The 15,833-nt window shown below is 72.5% G+C and carries 15 protein-coding genes; 5 read left to right on the top strand and 10 right to left on the bottom strand.

Annotated features, from left to right (window positions below; genetic code table 11):
* The first annotated feature begins 48 nt into the window (after nucleotides 1-48).
* Nucleotides 49-612, top strand: coding sequence for a dihydrofolate reductase family protein (locus ACIHIX_RS36895; RefSeq protein WP_399964116.1), 564 nt, complete (start codon nucleotides 49-51; stop codon nucleotides 610-612).
* Here the strand turns inward: ACIHIX_RS36895 and ACIHIX_RS36890 are convergent.
* From ACIHIX_RS36890 to ACIHIX_RS36870, 5 genes are all read right to left on the bottom strand, one after another.
* Complete coding sequence (locus ACIHIX_RS36890) at nucleotides 609-1,061, bottom strand: VOC family protein (protein ID WP_399964114.1); 453 nt, start codon at nucleotides 1,059-1,061, stop codon at nucleotides 609-611. The two genes, ACIHIX_RS36895 and ACIHIX_RS36890, sit on opposite strands and share 4 nt — an antisense overlap.
* Nucleotides 1,062-1,172: 111 nt before the next feature.
* Nucleotides 1,173-1,889 (bottom strand): alpha/beta fold hydrolase, encoded by a 717-nt coding sequence (locus tag ACIHIX_RS36885; RefSeq protein ID WP_399964112.1) that lies wholly within the window; start codon nucleotides 1,887-1,889, stop codon nucleotides 1,173-1,175.
* Between the two features lie 20 nt (nucleotides 1,890-1,909).
* Nucleotides 1,910-2,878: an alpha/beta hydrolase gene (locus ACIHIX_RS36880; RefSeq protein WP_399964110.1), complete on the bottom strand. Its 969-nt coding sequence runs from the start codon at nucleotides 2,876-2,878 to the stop codon at nucleotides 1,910-1,912.
* Between the two features lie 162 nt (nucleotides 2,879-3,040).
* On the bottom strand, nucleotides 3,041-3,979 hold the full coding sequence (locus ACIHIX_RS36875; RefSeq protein ID WP_399964108.1) for a helix-turn-helix domain-containing protein: 939 nt from the start codon (nucleotides 3,977-3,979) through the stop codon (nucleotides 3,041-3,043).
* Complete coding sequence (locus ACIHIX_RS36870) at nucleotides 3,976-4,989, bottom strand: helix-turn-helix domain-containing protein (RefSeq protein ID WP_399964106.1); 1,014 nt, start codon at nucleotides 4,987-4,989, stop codon at nucleotides 3,976-3,978. Before ACIHIX_RS36870 ends, ACIHIX_RS36875 begins: the two co-directional genes overlap by 4 nt.
* Before the next feature lie 141 nt (nucleotides 4,990-5,130).
* Between ACIHIX_RS36870 and ACIHIX_RS36865 the strand changes: the two genes are divergently transcribed.
* Complete coding sequence (locus ACIHIX_RS36865) at nucleotides 5,131-7,950, top strand: AAA family ATPase (protein WP_399964105.1); 2,820 nt, start codon at nucleotides 5,131-5,133, stop codon at nucleotides 7,948-7,950.
* 15 nt (nucleotides 7,951-7,965) lie between these two features.
* Here ACIHIX_RS36865 and ACIHIX_RS36860 read toward each other — a convergent pair whose 3' ends face one another.
* Nucleotides 7,966-8,244 carry a hypothetical protein gene (locus ACIHIX_RS36860; RefSeq protein WP_399964103.1) on the bottom strand — a complete coding sequence of 93 codons (279 nt, stop codon included), beginning with the start codon at nucleotides 8,242-8,244 and terminating at the stop codon, nucleotides 7,966-7,968.
* Nucleotides 8,241-9,059, bottom strand: a complete 819-nt coding sequence (locus tag ACIHIX_RS36855; protein ID WP_399964101.1) for a phytanoyl-CoA dioxygenase family protein — start codon at nucleotides 9,057-9,059, stop codon at nucleotides 8,241-8,243. The genes ACIHIX_RS36860 and ACIHIX_RS36855 overlap by 4 nt, the downstream gene beginning before the upstream one ends.
* Nucleotides 9,060-9,129: 70 nt before the next feature.
* Between ACIHIX_RS36855 and ACIHIX_RS36850 the strand changes: the two genes are divergently transcribed.
* Nucleotides 9,130-9,915 (top strand): helix-turn-helix domain-containing protein, encoded by a 786-nt coding sequence (locus ACIHIX_RS36850; protein ID WP_399964099.1) that lies wholly within the window; start codon nucleotides 9,130-9,132, stop codon nucleotides 9,913-9,915.
* 13 nt (nucleotides 9,916-9,928) lie between these two features.
* Here ACIHIX_RS36850 and ACIHIX_RS36845 read toward each other — a convergent pair whose 3' ends face one another.
* The 3 genes from ACIHIX_RS36845 to ACIHIX_RS36835 form a co-directional block, all read right to left on the bottom strand.
* A complete protein-coding gene (locus ACIHIX_RS36845; RefSeq protein WP_399964097.1) occupies nucleotides 9,929-11,473 on the bottom strand; it encodes a serine hydrolase in 1,545 nt (514 codons plus the stop codon).
* Nucleotides 11,474-11,538: 65 nt separating this feature from the next.
* Entirely contained in the window at nucleotides 11,539-12,762 is a 1,224-nt protein-coding gene (locus ACIHIX_RS36840; protein ID WP_399964095.1) for a serine hydrolase domain-containing protein, read from the bottom strand.
* A gap of 17 nt (nucleotides 12,763-12,779) precedes the next feature.
* Nucleotides 12,780-13,994: a serine hydrolase domain-containing protein gene (locus ACIHIX_RS36835; RefSeq protein WP_399964093.1), complete on the bottom strand. Its 1,215-nt coding sequence runs from the start codon at nucleotides 13,992-13,994 to the stop codon at nucleotides 12,780-12,782.
* Nucleotides 13,995-14,206: 212 nt separating this feature from the next.
* Between ACIHIX_RS36835 and denD the strand changes: the two genes are divergently transcribed.
* Complete coding sequence (denD, locus tag ACIHIX_RS36830; RefSeq protein WP_399964091.1) at nucleotides 14,207-15,238, top strand: D-erythronate dehydrogenase; 1,032 nt, start codon at nucleotides 14,207-14,209, stop codon at nucleotides 15,236-15,238.
* A gap of 53 nt (nucleotides 15,239-15,291) precedes the next feature.
* Nucleotides 15,292-15,813 (top strand): AAA family ATPase, encoded by a 522-nt coding sequence (locus ACIHIX_RS36825; protein WP_399964089.1) that lies wholly within the window; start codon nucleotides 15,292-15,294, stop codon nucleotides 15,811-15,813.
* Nucleotides 15,814-15,833 lie beyond the last annotated feature (20 nt).

The following is a 15,833-nucleotide window of genomic DNA, read 5'->3' as shown; positions in this document are numbered from 1 at the left end:
CGCGTCCCGCGGTCTTACTGTCGAACCCCGCACCGAGGAGGACTTCTGATGCGCAGCGTGACCTACTCGATGAGCTGCTCCCTCGACGGCTACATCGTCGGGCCGGACGGCGGTTTCAACTGGACGGCACCGGACAAGGAGGTCTTCCGTTTCTGGATCGACGAGATCCGGCAGGTCGGCGTCCATCTGCTGGGGCGGCGGCTGTACGAGACGATGCTGTACTGGGAGTCGCCCGAGCAGGAGGCCTCGTTCGACGAGGCGGAGCAGGAGTGGGCCGCGCTCTGGAATCCGCTGCCCAAGGTGGTGTTCTCCACCACGCTGTCGGAGGTGCAGGGCCACGCCCGACTGGCCTCCGGCAGTGTGGCGGAGGAGATCGAGCGGCTGCGGGCCGAGCCGGGGAAGGGCGACATCGCGATCGGCGGGGCGACGCTCGCCGCCGCGGCGGCCGCGGCGGGCCTGATCGACGAGTACCAGGTCATGGTCTACCCGGTACTGGTCGGCGGCGGTACCCCGCTCTTCCCCCGGGAGGAGCGCAGGGTGGATCTCGAACTCGTCGAGACCCGCGCCGTCGGGTCGGGTGTGGTGTACCTCCGCCACCGTGTGAAGCGTTAGCGGGCCTGGCCGCCGAGTTGCTCGGCCAGGCCGACCAGGAGGTTCTCGGGGCCGCGGACGTAGCAGAGCAGATAGCTGTCCTCGAACCGCTCGACCTCGCCGAGCAGTTCGGCGCCGTGGGGGCGCAGCCGGGCGAGGGTGTCCTGGAGGTCGTCGACGGCGAACATGATGCGGCGCAGGCCCAGCGTGTTCACCGGTGCGGGCGCGGGTTCGGCGGTGAGCGCCTTCGGCGTGTGGAACTTCGTGAGCTCCAGTCGGCTGTGGCCGTCGGGGGTCCTCAGCATGGCGACGTCCTGCCGGGCGCCGTCGAGCCCGATGACACGGTCCGCCCAGCCTGCCTCGACCGGCATCGTGCCCTCCCACTCCATGCCGAGTTCGACGAAGAACGCGATGACGGCGTCCAGGTCGTCGACCACGATGAGAACGTTGTCCATGCGCTGGATCGCCATGCCGGGCCTCCTGGGGGAGTGTGTTCCGTCCGCCCCCGGCCCGGGGAAGGGCAAGGGCACGGCCGGACACTGTACAGAAGTCCGGCCGCGCCGTTGTCTGTTGCGCGCGCGTCAGCTCGTCGCGCGGACCGCGTCACGGATGAGGTCGGCGACCTCCTTGGGGCGGGAGACCGCCACGGCGTGCGAGGCGCCCTCGAGTTCCACGATCGTGGCCCCGGCCCGCTTGGCGCCGAAGCGCTCGACCTCGGGGTTGATCGCCTCGTCCGCGCCGGCGACCAGCGCCCACGACGGCTTGGTCTGCCACGCGGCGACGGGCGCGGTCTCCCCGAACGCCGAGGCGGCCAGCGGGCGTTGGGCGGCCGCCAGGACCTTGGTGACGTCCGCGGGCACGTCGGCGGCGAACACCGACGGGAACGCGTCCTCGGCGATGGTCACCTCGACACCGGGCTCGCCGTCCGGGATCGGGTACGTCCACTCCTTGAGGTTGCTCACGAGCGGGGAGAGCGGGAAACGGCCCTGCAACTCGCCGAGGCTCTCGCCCTCTTCGAGGACGTAGGCCGCCACGTAGACCAGACCGACCACGTTCTCCGTGACACCGGCCACGGTGATGAGCGCGCCGCCGTAGGAGTGGCCGACGAGGACGACCGGGCCGTCGATCTGGGCCGCCACGGAGGCGACGTAGGCGGCGTCGGAGGCGAGGCCGCGCAGCGGGTTGGGCGGCGCGATGACGGGGACGCCGTGCTTCTGGAGTTCCTCGATCACCCCGGACCAGCTGGTGGCGTCCGCGAAGGCGCCGTGCACGAGGAGGACGGTGGGAGTGGTGGACATGGGCGGTTCTCCTTCTCGGGTCAGCCGTGCAGCGCGGTGCGCAGGGTGTCGACGGCCAGCGTGATCGCGGCCTCGGCGGCGTGGGTCTCGCGCAGGGCGTTGAGCATCACGAAGTCGTGGATGATGCCTTGGAACCGCACCGCGGTGACCGCGACGCCGGCCTCGCGCAGCTTGTTGGCGTACGCCTCGCCCTCGTCGCGCAGGACGTCCGCCTCGCCGGTGATGACCAGGGCCGGGGGCAGCCCGGTGAGCTGCTCGGTGGTGGCCCGCAGCGGGGACGCGGTGATCTGGGCGCGCTCGGCCTCGTCGGTCGTGTACTGGTCCCAGAACCACTGCATGCCGTCCCGGCGCAGGAAGTAGCCGGTGGCGAACTGGTGGTACGAGGGCGTGTCGAAGTTCGCGTCGGTGACCGGGTAGAACAGCACCTGCTGGACCAGCGGCACATCACCGCGCTGCTTGGCCATCAGCGTCAGCGCGGCGGTCATGTTGCCGCCCACCGAGTCGCCCGCCACGGCCAGCCGGGAGGCGTCCAGACCCTTCGACGCGCCCTGCTCGACGACCCACTTGGCGACCGTGTAGTTCTGCTCGATGGCCACCGGGTAGCGCACCTCGGGGGAGAGGTCGTACTCGGGGAAGACCACGGCGGCGTTCGCACCGACGGCGAGCTCGCGCACCAGGCGGTCATGGGTGTGGGCGTTGCCGAACACCCAGCCCGCGCCGTGGATGTAGAGGACCACCGGGAGGCTGCCGGTCGCGCCCGCGGGCTTGACGACGCGGGCCCGGACGCTGCCGGTGGGGCCGCCCGGGACGGTGACCCACTCCTCGTCGACGGCGGGCTTGGCGATGTCCCCGGACTGCACCTCGTCGACCGCCTTGCGGCCCTCGGCCGGCGGCAGGTCGAAGAGGTAGGGCGGGTTGGCGGTCGCCTCGGCGAAGGCGGCGGCGGCCGGCTCCAGCACCGGCTGGACCGGCTCGACGACGTCGGACATGTGGTTCTCCTCAGTGTTCGGATGCGCTGTGTGGGCGCTTCGATGACGACGCTAGAACCGTGAAGGCGGGGTGAATTGCCCGACAGCGCACCGGTGGCGGTCCGGCAGTGCACGGGTGCCAGTCCGGCAGTGCCCGGGCGGGGGTCGCGGGCGGGCGTCTCGTCAGCCGCCGTGCCCCTGTGCGCGGTACTGCGCGGGGGACATCCCGTACGCCTTGCGGAAGGTGTGGCTGAAGTGGGCGGGGCTGACGAAACCCCAGCGGGCGGCCACGGCCGCGATGGAGCGGTCGGCCGCCGAGGGGCGGGCGAGCTCCGCCCGGCAGGCTTCGAGCCTGCGTCGGCGGATCCACGCGCCGACCGTGGTGCTTCGCTCCTGGAAGAGCTTGTGCAGATAGCGCAGGGAGATGCCGTGCGCCTCGGCGAGGACCTTGGGGGAGAGTTCGGGCTCACCGAGGCGCGTCTCGATGGTGGTCCTGACGCGTTCGAAGATCGCGGTCTCCCCCGCGCCGGCCGGAGGCCGCTGGTGCCCGGCGCCGGGCAGTTGAGCGGCGGCCAGGGCCGCGAGCAGGTCCGTGACGGCGCGGGCGAGTTCCTCGCGGGCGGCCGGCGTGGCCGCGTGGATCTCGTCCACGAGGCCGGCCAGCAGCGGAAGCAGCAGCGCGGCCGGGCCCTCGGGCGCCGCCGCTCCGATGGTCCGCGCCATGACCCGGCCCATGTCCGCCTCGCCCAACCGCACCAACTGCCGGGGAATCATCAGGACATGGGCGCGCTGCCGTTGCGGCAACGCCAGACTGAAGGGCCGGCCGGCGTCGTGGAAGGCCAGGTCTCCCGGGCGGAGCCGCGCCCGGCGGCCGTCCTGGAACACCAGCGCGGTGCCTTCGAGTTGGAGGCGGGCGAGGAGGTGTGTCCTGCCGTCCGCCGTCGCGTGGCGGGCGGTCCGTACGACCTCCACCGCGTCGGACTCCTCGGTCGCGATCCGCAGCAGGCCCAGGTGGAGCAGGCGCAGGGAGCCCCGCCAGGACTCGGGGTCGGCCGGGACGACCAGTTCGACCTCGCCGTACGCGGCCGAGAAGGACCGCTCCCCGTGCGCCGGCGCCCTCATGACGCCTCCAGGGTGTGACCCGCGCGTTCGCCCAGCAGCCAGTCGGTGGGAGAGGTGCCGTACTCCCGGCGGAACGCCCGTCCGAAGTGCGGGGTGCCGCTGAAGCCCCAGCGGCGGGCCACGCTGCCCATGTCGGCCGCGTCGGTCAGTTCCCTGCGGCACTCCTGGAGCCGGAGGCCGCGGATCCAGCGGCCGACCGTCGTGCCCTCCTGCTCGAAGAGCCGGTGCAGATAGCGCACGGAGATGCCGTGGGCCCGGGCGATGAGCGCGGGCGTGAGGTCCGGGTCCGCGAGATTCCAGCGGATGAACCGCTGGACCCGCAGCAGCAGCACCCGCTCGGTGCCGGGCAGGTCGGCCGGGTCCTCGCCCAGCTGCTGCGCGGCCGTCGCGGCCAGCAGACCGACGGCGCTGTCGGCCAGCCGGTCGGCCACCGGCCCGGTGTAACTCCCGGACGTGTCCGCCAGACGCGTCATGAACGGCGACAGCAGCGCGGCGAGCCCGCTCACCGGACGGATGGCCCGTGCGGTGAGCCGGCCGAGCGCCGCCTCCGGCTGTCCGAGGAGACCGCGCGGCACGGCGAAGATCTTCAGCTGGAACCGCTCCGGGAACCGGGTGCGGTAAGGGCGGACGGTCTCGAAGAACGCGATGTCACCGGGCGCCAGTTCCGTGTACCGGCCGTCCTGCTCGACCTGGGCGGTGCCGCTGGCCTGCACGGCGACGAACACCTGGGTGCCGTCCCCCCGCGCGACCCGACCTGAGTTCCGGATGACCTCCCCGGGATCGCAGTCGACCGTCGTGAGACGGAGCTCGCCCAGCCGGTCCGTGCGCATGGTGGCGTCGTACGTCCCGCCCTGCGTCCGGATGTCCATCCCCACCAGCGTGGCGAGCACGGCGTCGTGCCAGAACTCCAGACTCTCGCGTGGCGGCACCGAACTCGTGCAGAACACCTGGCCGCGCTGCCGCACCCCACGGTCGTCCGCCCTGATGGAATCGTCCGCTTCGCCACCCATTGCCGTGCCCCCGGTCTTCGTGCCATACCCGGTCCTCGATGCTGTCAGCGCGATGGCGGGCCCCGCTTCTGTCATATGACCGGTCTCCGCGTCCGACCTGGCAGGATGGGGGGTGAGCGGGGTGGGCGGGAACGGAATTCGATGGACTTCGGTGGCTTCGGCGACAGCAGTGACAGCACTGGCAGTGGGGACTTCGGCGCCGGGCGGCAGGACGGCCCCGCGCTTCTCGGCAGAGAGCGTGAGCTGTCACGGATCGCGCGGCTGATCGACGCGGTGGACGCCGACGGTCCCCGCGTGCTCGTGCTGACCGGTGAGCCGGGCGCGGGCAAGAGCGCCCTGGTCGACCGGGCGACAGCGCGGGCGGCCGAGCGGGACCGCGGGGTGCTGCGCGTGCGGGGCTGCGAGGGGGAGCAGGACCTCGGCTTCGCCGGGGTGCATCAGCTGCTGCGTCCGGTGCTCCCAGGCATGGATCGGCTGCCCGCCCACCAGCGCGAGGCCCTGCGCCACGCGCTCGGCATGGACCGCGCCGACGGAGTGTCGGCGCCCGACGCGTTGACGATCCGGACCGCGGTGCTGACCCTGCTCCTGGACGCGGCGGCGGAACGTCCCCTGCTGATCGCCGTCGACGACGCCCAGTGGCTGGACGTCGGCTCCCTGGACGTCCTCGCGTTCGCCGCCCGGCGCCTGGACGGGGAGCCGGTGTCCCTGCTGCTCGCCGCCCGTGACGGGGCGGTCCCGGCGCGCTTCGACCGCGACTTCCCGCATCTGAGCGCGGGCCCGCTGGACCGGGCCGCGGCCGGACTGCTGCTGGACGCCCAGCCGCGTCCGCCCCAGGGCCGGATCCGCTCGCAGATCCTCACGCAGGCCGCGGGCAATCCGCTCGCCCTGATCGAACTCACGCGCGCCTTCACGCGCGATCCGGCCGGCCGCGAGCTCGCGGCGGCCGGTGCCCTCCCGCTGACCGCACGTCTGGAAGACCTGTTCGCCGCCGACCTGCCCACGCTGCCGTCCGCGACGCGGCGCGCCCTTCTGCTGGTGGCGGCGGCGGGCACCGCTCAGCTGTCGGAGATCCCGGGTGTGGGCGGGCCGGAGGTGTGGGAGCCGGCCGAGCAGGCGGGCCTGGTACGAGTCGACGGCGGCCGGGTGCGGCTGCGCCACCCGTTGGTCCGCTCGGCCGTCCAGCAGGCGGCCACCTTCGCCGAACGCCGTGCGGCCCATCTGGCGCTCGCCGCCGCGCTGGCCCATGAACCCGACCGCCGGGCCTGGCATCTCGCCGCTGCCGCCCTCGGCCCCGACGAGGAGATCGCCGAAGCCCTGGCCGAGAGCGCGCGCCGCTTCCAGCACCGAGGCGGACACGCGGCCGCGGCGACCGCCCTCGAACGCGCCGCCGAACTCACCCCCGATCCGGACACCCGGGCCCGCCGCCTGCTCCTCGCGGCCGAGTCCGCCATGTACGCGGGCCACCCGCAATGGGTCGGGGAGATCGCGGGCCGCGTCACCACGCTCACCGGCGACCCGCAACTCCTCGCCGAAGCCTCCCTGCGGGCCGGCTGGTCCCTCGCCGTCACCCTGCGCCACGACGACGCCCTCGCCTTCCTGCTCCCCGTCGCCGCCTCCATGGCCACGCCGGCACCGGCTCTCGCCCTCAGCGCACTGGGCACGGCGGCGACCCCGGCGTACAACTCGGGCGACCCCCGCCACCGGCACGAGATCCAGCGGATCGACGGTCTCGTCGCGGTGCAGCCGGACGGGGCCGACCGGGTGTGGACGCGGGCGGCGACCCAGCCGTTCACCGACCGGCAGCGCACGCTGAAGAACCTCGCCCACGCCGTCGACACCCTCCCCGAGGAGACGGACCGCACCCTGCCCGCCCTCGTCACCCTCGGTGGCGCGGCCTGGATCCTGGACGAGACCGACGAGGCCGTACGCCTGCTCGGCCGGGCCATGGACCATCTGCGCCGGGCCGCCACCGCGGGCGCCAACTGCACCGTCGCGCAGGCACTGGCCCTCGCGTACTTCGAGAGCGGCGCCTGGGACGAGGCCCTGGCCGCCGCCGAGGAGGCCTTCTGGCTGGCGACGGAGGCGGGCGCGGACAACGTCGGCGTCGGCTCACCGCTCCTCCAGGCCACCGTGCGCGCCGCCCGCGGGGACCACGCCGGTGCCCGGGCCCAGGTGGCGGACGCCGTCCGCGGCCGGGACCTGCATGCCTCCCGCAGCCTGTACGTGCGGCACCGCCACGCGCTCGCCCTGGCGGCGTCGGCGGAGGGCGACCACGAGACGGCGTACGGCCAGCTCCGCCGCGCCTTCACCGACGCGGACCGGCCGGCCCCCGTCCACTACCACGCCTCCCTCTACCAGCTCGCCGACCTCGCCGCCGCGGCCGTCCGCGCGGGCCGCACCGACGACGCCCGCACCGTGCTCGACGCCGTGCGCCGCACCCTCGAACAGCCGCGCTCCGCCCGGCTGGCCGCGATCGTGCACCGCGCCTCGGCCCTGCTGAGCGAAGCCGAGGACGCCGAACCCCACTTCCGTGCGGCGACCGACGACCCGGCAGCCGCCCGCTGGCCCTTCGAACACGCCCTCGCCCGCCTCGACTTCGCCGAGTGGCTGCGCCGCCGCCGACGCGCCGCCGAGGCCCGCCCCCATCTCACGGCCGCCCTCGACACCTTCGTACGACTGGACGCGCGCCCCTGGGCCGAGCGGGCCACCGCCGAACTGCGCGCGGCGGGCGTGCCCGTGACCCCGGCCGCCCCCGCCGACGCCCTGGCCGGGCTGACCCCGCAGGAGCTGGAGATCGCCCAACTCGCCGCGGAGGGCCTGACCAACCGGGACATCGGTGCCCGGCTCTATCTCTCCCCGCGCACCATCGGCTTCCACCTGCACAAGGTCTTCCCCAAGCTCGGCATCACCGGCCGCGCCCAACTGCGTGACGCCCTCGGCCGGTTGCCGGGCTCGGACTGACAACTCCGCGGCGCCTCACAGCCGGACGAGTTTCTCGAAGAAGAACTCGTGCTTGAGGAAAGAGGTCTGGTGCTCCGCGCCCGGGTAGGGCGGGATGAGCTGGGCGGCCTGGAAGAGCCGCCAGCCGTCCTGGAGGGCGGCGACACCGGTCGTGTACGGCGGTTCGTCGCTGTCGCCCGTGGTGGGACGGGTGGTGCCGGTGCCGTCGTAGCGGGCCCAGCCGACGACGTCCGAGTCGAGGGCGGAGGTGGACAGATACAGGACGAGCACCTGCTGGCGGTCCGCGACGGTCATGACTGGCTCCTCAGGGCGGGACGGTTGGCGATACGGGTGGCCCAGTGGTCGATGTCGAAGTCGCTGTCCCCGCTCAGGGCGCGCCACAGGTGGATGCGGTTGTGGACCTCCAGCCGGCCGGTCGCCGGTTCGTACCAGGGGAAGGTGTGCCCCAACTCGGCGGACACCTGAGGGGAGTTCAGATCCGCCGCGTCCCACAACCGGACCTGTGGCACCGTCGGGTTGAAGCGGATCTTGTACATCTGGCGGACGCTGTCGCTGTCGTTGCGCCGCCCGCCGTGCCAGATGCCGTGGTGCAGCAGCATGACCGTGCCGGCGGAACACGTCAGCCGGGTCTGGCCGAGGAGGTTCTGGTAGCGGCCGGTGTCGGACTCGTTGGTGCGGCGCAGATGACTGCCCGGCACCACGAGGGTGCCGCCCATGTCCGCGGTGACGTCCTGCGGGTAGTACATGAGCTGCACGTCGAAGGCGTCCGGGCGGACGTCGATGAGGGCGTCCGCGTGCAACGGCTGGGCGCTGCCCTCGTGCGGCTCACGCGTGTGCACGAAGTGGTGGTCGACGGTCGGGTCCGGACCGACCAGACTCTCCAACGCCCCCGCCACGGCGGGCAGTTCGACGAGCCGGCGGGCGAAGGAGCCCTCGGGGAACGCCTTCGGGACCGGGGTGCCGTACGGCACGACCGGCAGATCGCCGGTGAAGACGCGGAGCGCCTCCTCGTTCATCTCCCCCGGGACGACGCCGTCGAGACGCAGGAAACCGTGCGCCACGAACCGCGCCACCTGGACGCTGCTCAGCAGCTGAGGTGTGGTTGACATACGACGAGCCTAGGTTCGACCAGCTCTTCTGCAATGGGCCGTAATCGACGACCGCTGGTAATTTTCCACCATGTGGCAACAGGTGGAACTGGCCCTCGATCTGCCGCCCCAGGTGGCGAACGCGGGCGTGGGCGTGCACGGGGCGGCGGGGCCGCACGAGGTCTTCCGGCTGCCGCGGCTGTGGCAGCTCCACCTGTACAGCTACTCCGGCACCCTGGAGTTCGGCGGGGTGACGCACCCGATCCGGCCCGGCCATCTGAGCCTGGTGCCGCCGGACACGGAGGTGCACTTCCACTACGACGCCCCGCGCTGCGAGCACCTCTACGCCCACTTCCGGCTGCCCGGCGGCGGAGAGCGGCGCCGGCTACCGGCGATGCAGGACACCGGCGCGGACGCGGCCGTGCTGAGCGGGCTGCTGCGCCAGACGGTGGCGGCGAGCACCCAGTCCCCGCTGCGCGCCTCGGCGGAGCTGTGGACGGTGCTGTGGCGCACGACCACCCTGACCGGCTCCGCGGACAACAGCCCGAGTCCGCGCCACCCCGCGCTGCGCACGGCCATGGCCCATATCGAGGAACACCTGGCCGGACCCCTGACCATCCCGGCCGTCGCCCGCGCCGCGGGCGTCTCGCACACCCACCTGACCCGTCTGTTCCGCGAGGACACCGGGTACACGGTCGTCGGCTACATCAGGCACCGCCGCATGGAGCGCGCCCGGCACCTGCTGAACGCCTCGACCCTCGCCATCCCCGCCATCGCGGCCGCCGTCGGCATCGCCGACCTCCAGGCGTTCAACAAGACGTGCCGCAGGGAACTGGGCGCCTCACCCCGCGCGGTGCGCCAGGCGGCGAGCGGGTGAGCGCCCGGCACCTCTAGTCGGTCCGCGTGAAGGTGCCCAGCCCCTCGGCGTCGAGGTACTCGACGGTGAACGACTTCTTGCCCGGATCGAAGGACACCCCGGTCCGGCCGACCGCGTTCTCGCCGGCCGTCTCGAAGCTGAAGGTGTCACCGTCGTAGTGCGTGAGCCGGTACGACTGGGGCTCAGGACCCAGTCGCAGGGTGAGGCGGCCCTTGGCGTCGGCGACGACCTGCGCCCGCCCGTAGTAGTCGCTCTCGTACGTGCCGGTGTAGGTGTCGGCCGCCTTCGCGGGCGCGGCACCCGAGGGCGGGTGGGCGTAGTCGGTCTTCGACCTGCCCTCGTCCGCCTGCTGCTGGTAGAGCCCGTCCACCAGGGGGATCCAGTCGCGGCTGACCTTCCCCGTCTCCGCGATGTCGAAGAAGTCGAGGGCCACGGCGTCGGCGACCCCGGCCGGCGAGGAGTTGGTGAGGACGACGATGCCGAGGTCCTCGCCGGGCAGCATCGTGACGTTGGTGTGCGCGCCCAGCGCGAACGCTCCGGTGTGGGAGAGCTTGAGCCGGCCCGCGTCGTCGTAACTCACGTTCCAGCCCAGGCCGTAGAAGCCGGTCCGGCCTGCCGCCGCGTGAGGCGGGTTGGAGACCGCCTCGGGCCAGTGGGTGCGTTCCAGGGCCTTGGCGTCGATGACCTGCGTGCCGTCCAGCTTGCCGTCGCCCAGCTGGAGCCGCAGCCACCTCGCCATGTCCCGGGCGCTGGAGCTGACGCCGCCGGCCGGGGACTGCGCGTCCGGGTCCCGCACGGACTCGGCCTTCCACTCGCCGTCGGCGGTCTTGACATGGCCCCAGGCCCGGTCGGCGGCCTTCGCGTAGTCCTCGAAGCGGGAACTGGTGGAGTTCATGCCGGCCGGCTTGTAGAGGGTGTCCTCGGCGAGTTTCTCCCAGGACACGCCCTTCTCGTCGGCGACGGCCTGGGCGGCGGCCGTCAGTCCGAAGTTGGTGTAGGCGTAGCTCGCGCGGAACGGGGTCAGCGGCTCGTAGCGCAGGTGGGACAGGATGTACTCGCGGTCGTAGCCGAGGTCCTCCAGGAGATCCCCGGCGTGGTCGGGAAGGCCGCTGCGGTGCGAGAAGAGGTCGGCGACCGTCACATGGGAGGTGACCCACGGGTCCTTCAGACGGAAATCCGGCACGTTCGGGGCGACGGGTTGGGTCCAGCCCTCCACGCCCACCGCTCCGGCGACGACGGTGGAGGCGATCGGCTTGGAGACGGACGCCAGCTGGAAGACGGTGTCGGCGTCCACGGCGGCCTTCTCGCCGGCCTTGCGGACCCCGTAGCCCTTGAGATGGACCACCTTGCCGTCATGCACCACGGCGACCGCCACGCCAGGGGTCCCGGTGCGTTTCATGGCCGCCTCGACCACGCCGTCCAGCTGGTCCACGGCCCGCTGGACCTCCGCGTCGTCGAGCTGGGGCGGGGGCTGTGGAGGGGGCGGCGAGGGCCCTGGTGAAGCGGCGCCCAGCAGCGCCGACAGTCCGGCCGCGGCGATCCACCCAAGAGTGCTCACCCCTCCATTGAAAGACCGCCGCTGCCGTATGTCGCGCGCTGACCGAGAGCCCCGGCCGGGGTGCCTCAGCCGAAGTCGGGGATCGGGTGGTCCGGGGCCAGGGCGGCGGCGATGCGCTGGGCGATCGTATGGGCACTGTGGCCGTCCGCCGCCTTGCGGCCCTGGGTGGTGGACACGGCGATCGCCAGCCGCTCGGAGGGGAGGTAGTCCATGGAGGCGGAGTAGCCGAAGAACAGCGGGTGTTGGGAGATCCAGTCGCCCAGGACCAGCACACCCATGCCGTAGTGGGTGGCCGCGGTGTTCGCGATGCAGACCGTGGCCGGGCACGTGCGGGTGGCGTGGCCCAGACCGACCGTCCCCGGGTTCAGCAGCTCCTCGTACGTGGCGCGGGAGAGCAGCTCGCCCGAGCCGATGGCGGCGGCCGAGCGGGCCAGGTCACAGATGTCGGTGGTCTGGACCGCGCCGGGCGCGGTGGTCCAGGAGGGGTTCCAGAACGTGGACTCCTCGTACGTCCCCCGGTCGTCGGTGAACGCGTGCAGGACCGGTGTCGGGATGTCGGGTGTGAAGCTGTTGCGGGTCTCGCGCAGGTTCAGCGGACCCATGACCTCCCGCTGGAGCAGGACGTCCAGCCGGGCGCCGGTGATCTTCTCGAGGGCGGCCCCGAGGAGGACGAAGTTGGCGTGCGAGTAACTCCAGTTGGTGCCCGGCTGGTACCACCGCGGCTCGCTCGTGGAGAGGGCCACCACCTCCTTGGCCGTCCACTGCCGGAACGGGTCGGCGACGACGGCCTTCTGGAACGCGGGGAGGCGGACGTAGTCGACGAGACCGGTGGTGGACGCGGCCAGCATGCGCAGCGTGATCTTCTCGCCGTGCGGGAGATCGGGGAGCCAGCGCTTGACGGGGTCGTCGAGACCGACCACTCCCTGGTCCACCAGCCGCAGCAGCGCCGTGCCCAGGTAGCTGATGGCGATGTTGCCGTTGCGGAAGTGCAGGGCGGGATCGGCCGGGACCCCCGTCATCGACCTGCCGAGCGCGGTCGTGACGACGTCGTGTCCGTCGACGGTGACCCGGACGATCACGGACTTCAGGTCCATCTCGGCCTTGGCCCGCTCGGCGATCCGCACGATGTCGCGGGCCGGCCCGTGATCCGGGGACTGGGACCTCGTGCACGGCCGGTGGTGACCGTTTCCGCCCGCCGTCGCCGGGGTGCCGAGGGCGAGGAGCGTGAGAAGCGCGGTGACGGCCGTGGCGGCGAGGCGAGACCGTGAGGCGCGGTGCGTGGGGCTCATGGCGGAGGCGATCCTCTCTACTTCGGGGGAATCGGACGGGCGTACACGTGGTCCGGCGTCACGATCTCGGTGATCGCCCGGGCGAGCAGCGTGTACGGCTCCTGGCCCTCGGAGAAGATGTCCGTGTTGATCATCAGCACCAGGGTGGCCTTCTTCGAGGGCAGATAGACGGTGACCGTCTCGTAGCCGGGGATGGACCCGTTGTGCCCGATCCAGCCGCCGCTCTCGAAGATGCCCAGGCCGTACTTGGTGCCGGGGAAGCCGGTGGGGAGCATCGTGAGCCGCTCCGCCTGGGTCTCGGGCCGCAGCAACGTGCCGGTGGCGACGATCTTCGCCCAGCGGCGCAGGTCGCGCAGATCGGAGATCATCGCCCCGGCCGCCCAGGCCCAGCTGGGGTTCCAGTCCGTGCTGTCGGCGACCGCACCGGTCAGCGTCTGGTTGGTGTACCCGCGCGGGTGCGGCCGGGGGAACTCGAAGTCCCGCGGGAGCAGCGTGTGGTGCAGCCGGGCGGGGCGCAGCACCCGCTCGTCGAGGAAGTCGGTGAGGGAGCGCCCGCCGACCTTCTCGACCACGAGACCGAGCAGTACGAGGTTGGTGTTGGAGTACTCGAACTTCGCGCCCGGCGCGAAGGTGTTCTTGTGCTTGAAGCCGTACGCCAGGACCTCCCGCGGGGTGAAGGACCGTGCCGGGTCGCTGAGCAGGTCGTGCTGGAAGTCCGCGTCGGCCGTGTAGGGGTAGAGGCCGCTGCGCATCTCGGCGAGGTGGCGCAGCGTGATCCGATGCCCGTTGGGCACACCGTGGATGTACCGGGAGATCGGGTCGTCGAGCTTGATCAGGCCGTCGTCGACGAGTTCGAGCAGGGCGGTGACCGTGAACGTCTTGGTCTCGCTGCCGATCCGGACGAACACGTCCGAGGTCATCGGCCGGCCGGTGGCCTTGTCGGCGACGCCGGTGGCGCGGACGTAGCTGCCCTTGCCCGGCATCCACAGCCCGGCGACGACACCGGGGATGCCGGCCTCCCGGCGGACCTTCTCGATGGCCGCGTCCAGCCGCGAGACCAGCTTCGGATCGAGCTCGTGCCGGGGACAGTCGTCGTCACCGACGCTCGTGCGGGGCGGCTGCGCGGCGGTGGCGGGGGCCGCCGCCAGCGGGGTCAGCAGGGACGCCACGAGCAGCGCTGCGGCGAGGACACGGCGGGTGGGGACACGGCGGGTGGGGATACGTCGTCTCACGTCTCGGTGCCTCTTCCAGGTCAGGGGGAGGCAGTCACGTCACCATCCGGGCCGTGAGCGCGCGTTCCTCGTACGGGCTCCGGTCGTACGAGTCCACCCGTTCGCGCCGCACGAATCGCTCTGACGTACGTATCGCCTCGGGGTGCACCATCGTGTGAGCTGCTGACTGTCTGCTGACCGTCCGCTGACTTTCCGGTGAGAGGGAGAGGCGAGTGAGGATCGTCGTGACAGGGGCGTCCGGGTTCGTGGGACGCCTGCTGGTGAGGGAACTCCTGCGCGCGCGGACATTCGCCGGCGCACCGGTCACCCGGTTGGTGCTGGTCGATCGCCAGGCTCCGCCCGATGACGGGCAGACCACGGACCCGCTCACGCGCGTGGTCGACGGCGACCTGGTCGCGTGCCTTGCCGAGGTGTTCGCCGAGCCGGTGGACGTGGTGTTCCATCTCGCCGCGGCCGTGTCCGCCGAGTGCGAGGCCGACTTCGACCTCGGGATGCGCGTCAACCTGGACGCCACACGCGCGCTCCTCGAAGCGGCGCGGGCGCAGTCGGCGACCGGCGGGCCCACGGTACGGGTGGTCTTCACGAGCAGCATCGCCGTCTACGGCCGGCCCTCGGCGGGGGACCCCTCGCCGACGGTCAGCGAGACGACCCTGCCCACCCCGCGATCGAGCTACGGCACACAGAAGCTGATGTGCGAGCACCTCATCGCGGACATGACCCGCCGCGGCTACGTCGAAGGACGTGTGGCCCGACTGATGACGGTGGCGGTACGACCGGGGAGACCCAACGCGGCCGCGTCCGGTTTCGTCTCCGCGATCATCCGCGAGCCCCTCGCCGGACGGCCGACCGTCTGCCCCGTCGCCCCGGACATGCGGCTCGCCCTGGCCTCCCCGCGGACCACGGTCCAGGCCCTGCTGCGCATCGCGGAAGCCGGGAACGGTGGTGGACCGGGACAGGTCAAGGGAGCGACGCCGGTCAACGTACCCGCGCTCACCGTCTCGGTCGCCGGCATGCTCGACACACTGCGGCGGCTGGCCGGCGCCCGGACCGCGGACCTGGTGTCCCTCGCCCCCGATCCGGCGGTGGAGGCCGTCGTGGGCTCCTGGCCCGCGGACTTCGACAACAGCCGCGCCGCGCGCCTCGGCCTGCTGCCCGACCCGAGCTTCGAGGCGGTCGTACGGGACTACGCAACCGACCACCCCGAGGCACTCGCGGCCCCTGTCCGACCTGGACAACTCGGGTGAAGGGAACGCCGGTTGCGGCCCCGGTGGAGCGTACGACATGCGAACCTGTCGCCGTGCTGATCGTGATGGCGGGGCTGCCCGGTACGGGAAAGAGTGCGGTCGCCGAGGCCCTGGGGCGGGCGTTGGCCGTCCCGGTCGTGTCCGTCGACCCCATCGAGGCGGCGATGTGGCGCGCGGGGGTGGGCCGGGACCAGCCCACCGGCCTGGCCGCGTACGTCGTCGCGGAAGCGGTGGCGGACGGTGTGCTCGCCCTGGGCCAGAGCGCGATCGTCGACGCGGTCAACGCCGTGGAGGCGGCGCGGGAACAGTGGCGGTCGCTGGGGAAGCGCCACGGCGTGCCGGTGATGTTCGTCGAGGTGGTCTGTTCGGATCCGGCGGCGCACCGCCGCCGTTTGGAGAGCCGGTCGCGCGGGATCGACGGCTTCGCCGAGCCGACATGGGAGGCGGTGCAGCGGCTTCGGGAGGAGTTCGCGCCATGGGCCGACCACCGTGTGGTGCTGGACACGACCACCGATCTGCCGTCGAACGTCGCGACGGCCCTGGGGGTCCTGTCGGCAGCGAGGGAGGGCCGGTAGCCGCACGGGGTCGGCGCCCC

Origin of the sequence: Streptomyces sp. NPDC051913, from assembly GCF_044593635.1 — a bacterium.
In the GTDB taxonomy this organism is placed as follows: domain Bacteria; phylum Actinomycetota; class Actinomycetes; order Streptomycetales; family Streptomycetaceae; genus Streptomyces.
Note: the sequence above shows the minus strand (reverse complement) of the source record. Positions and strands in the feature narration are given on the sequence as shown.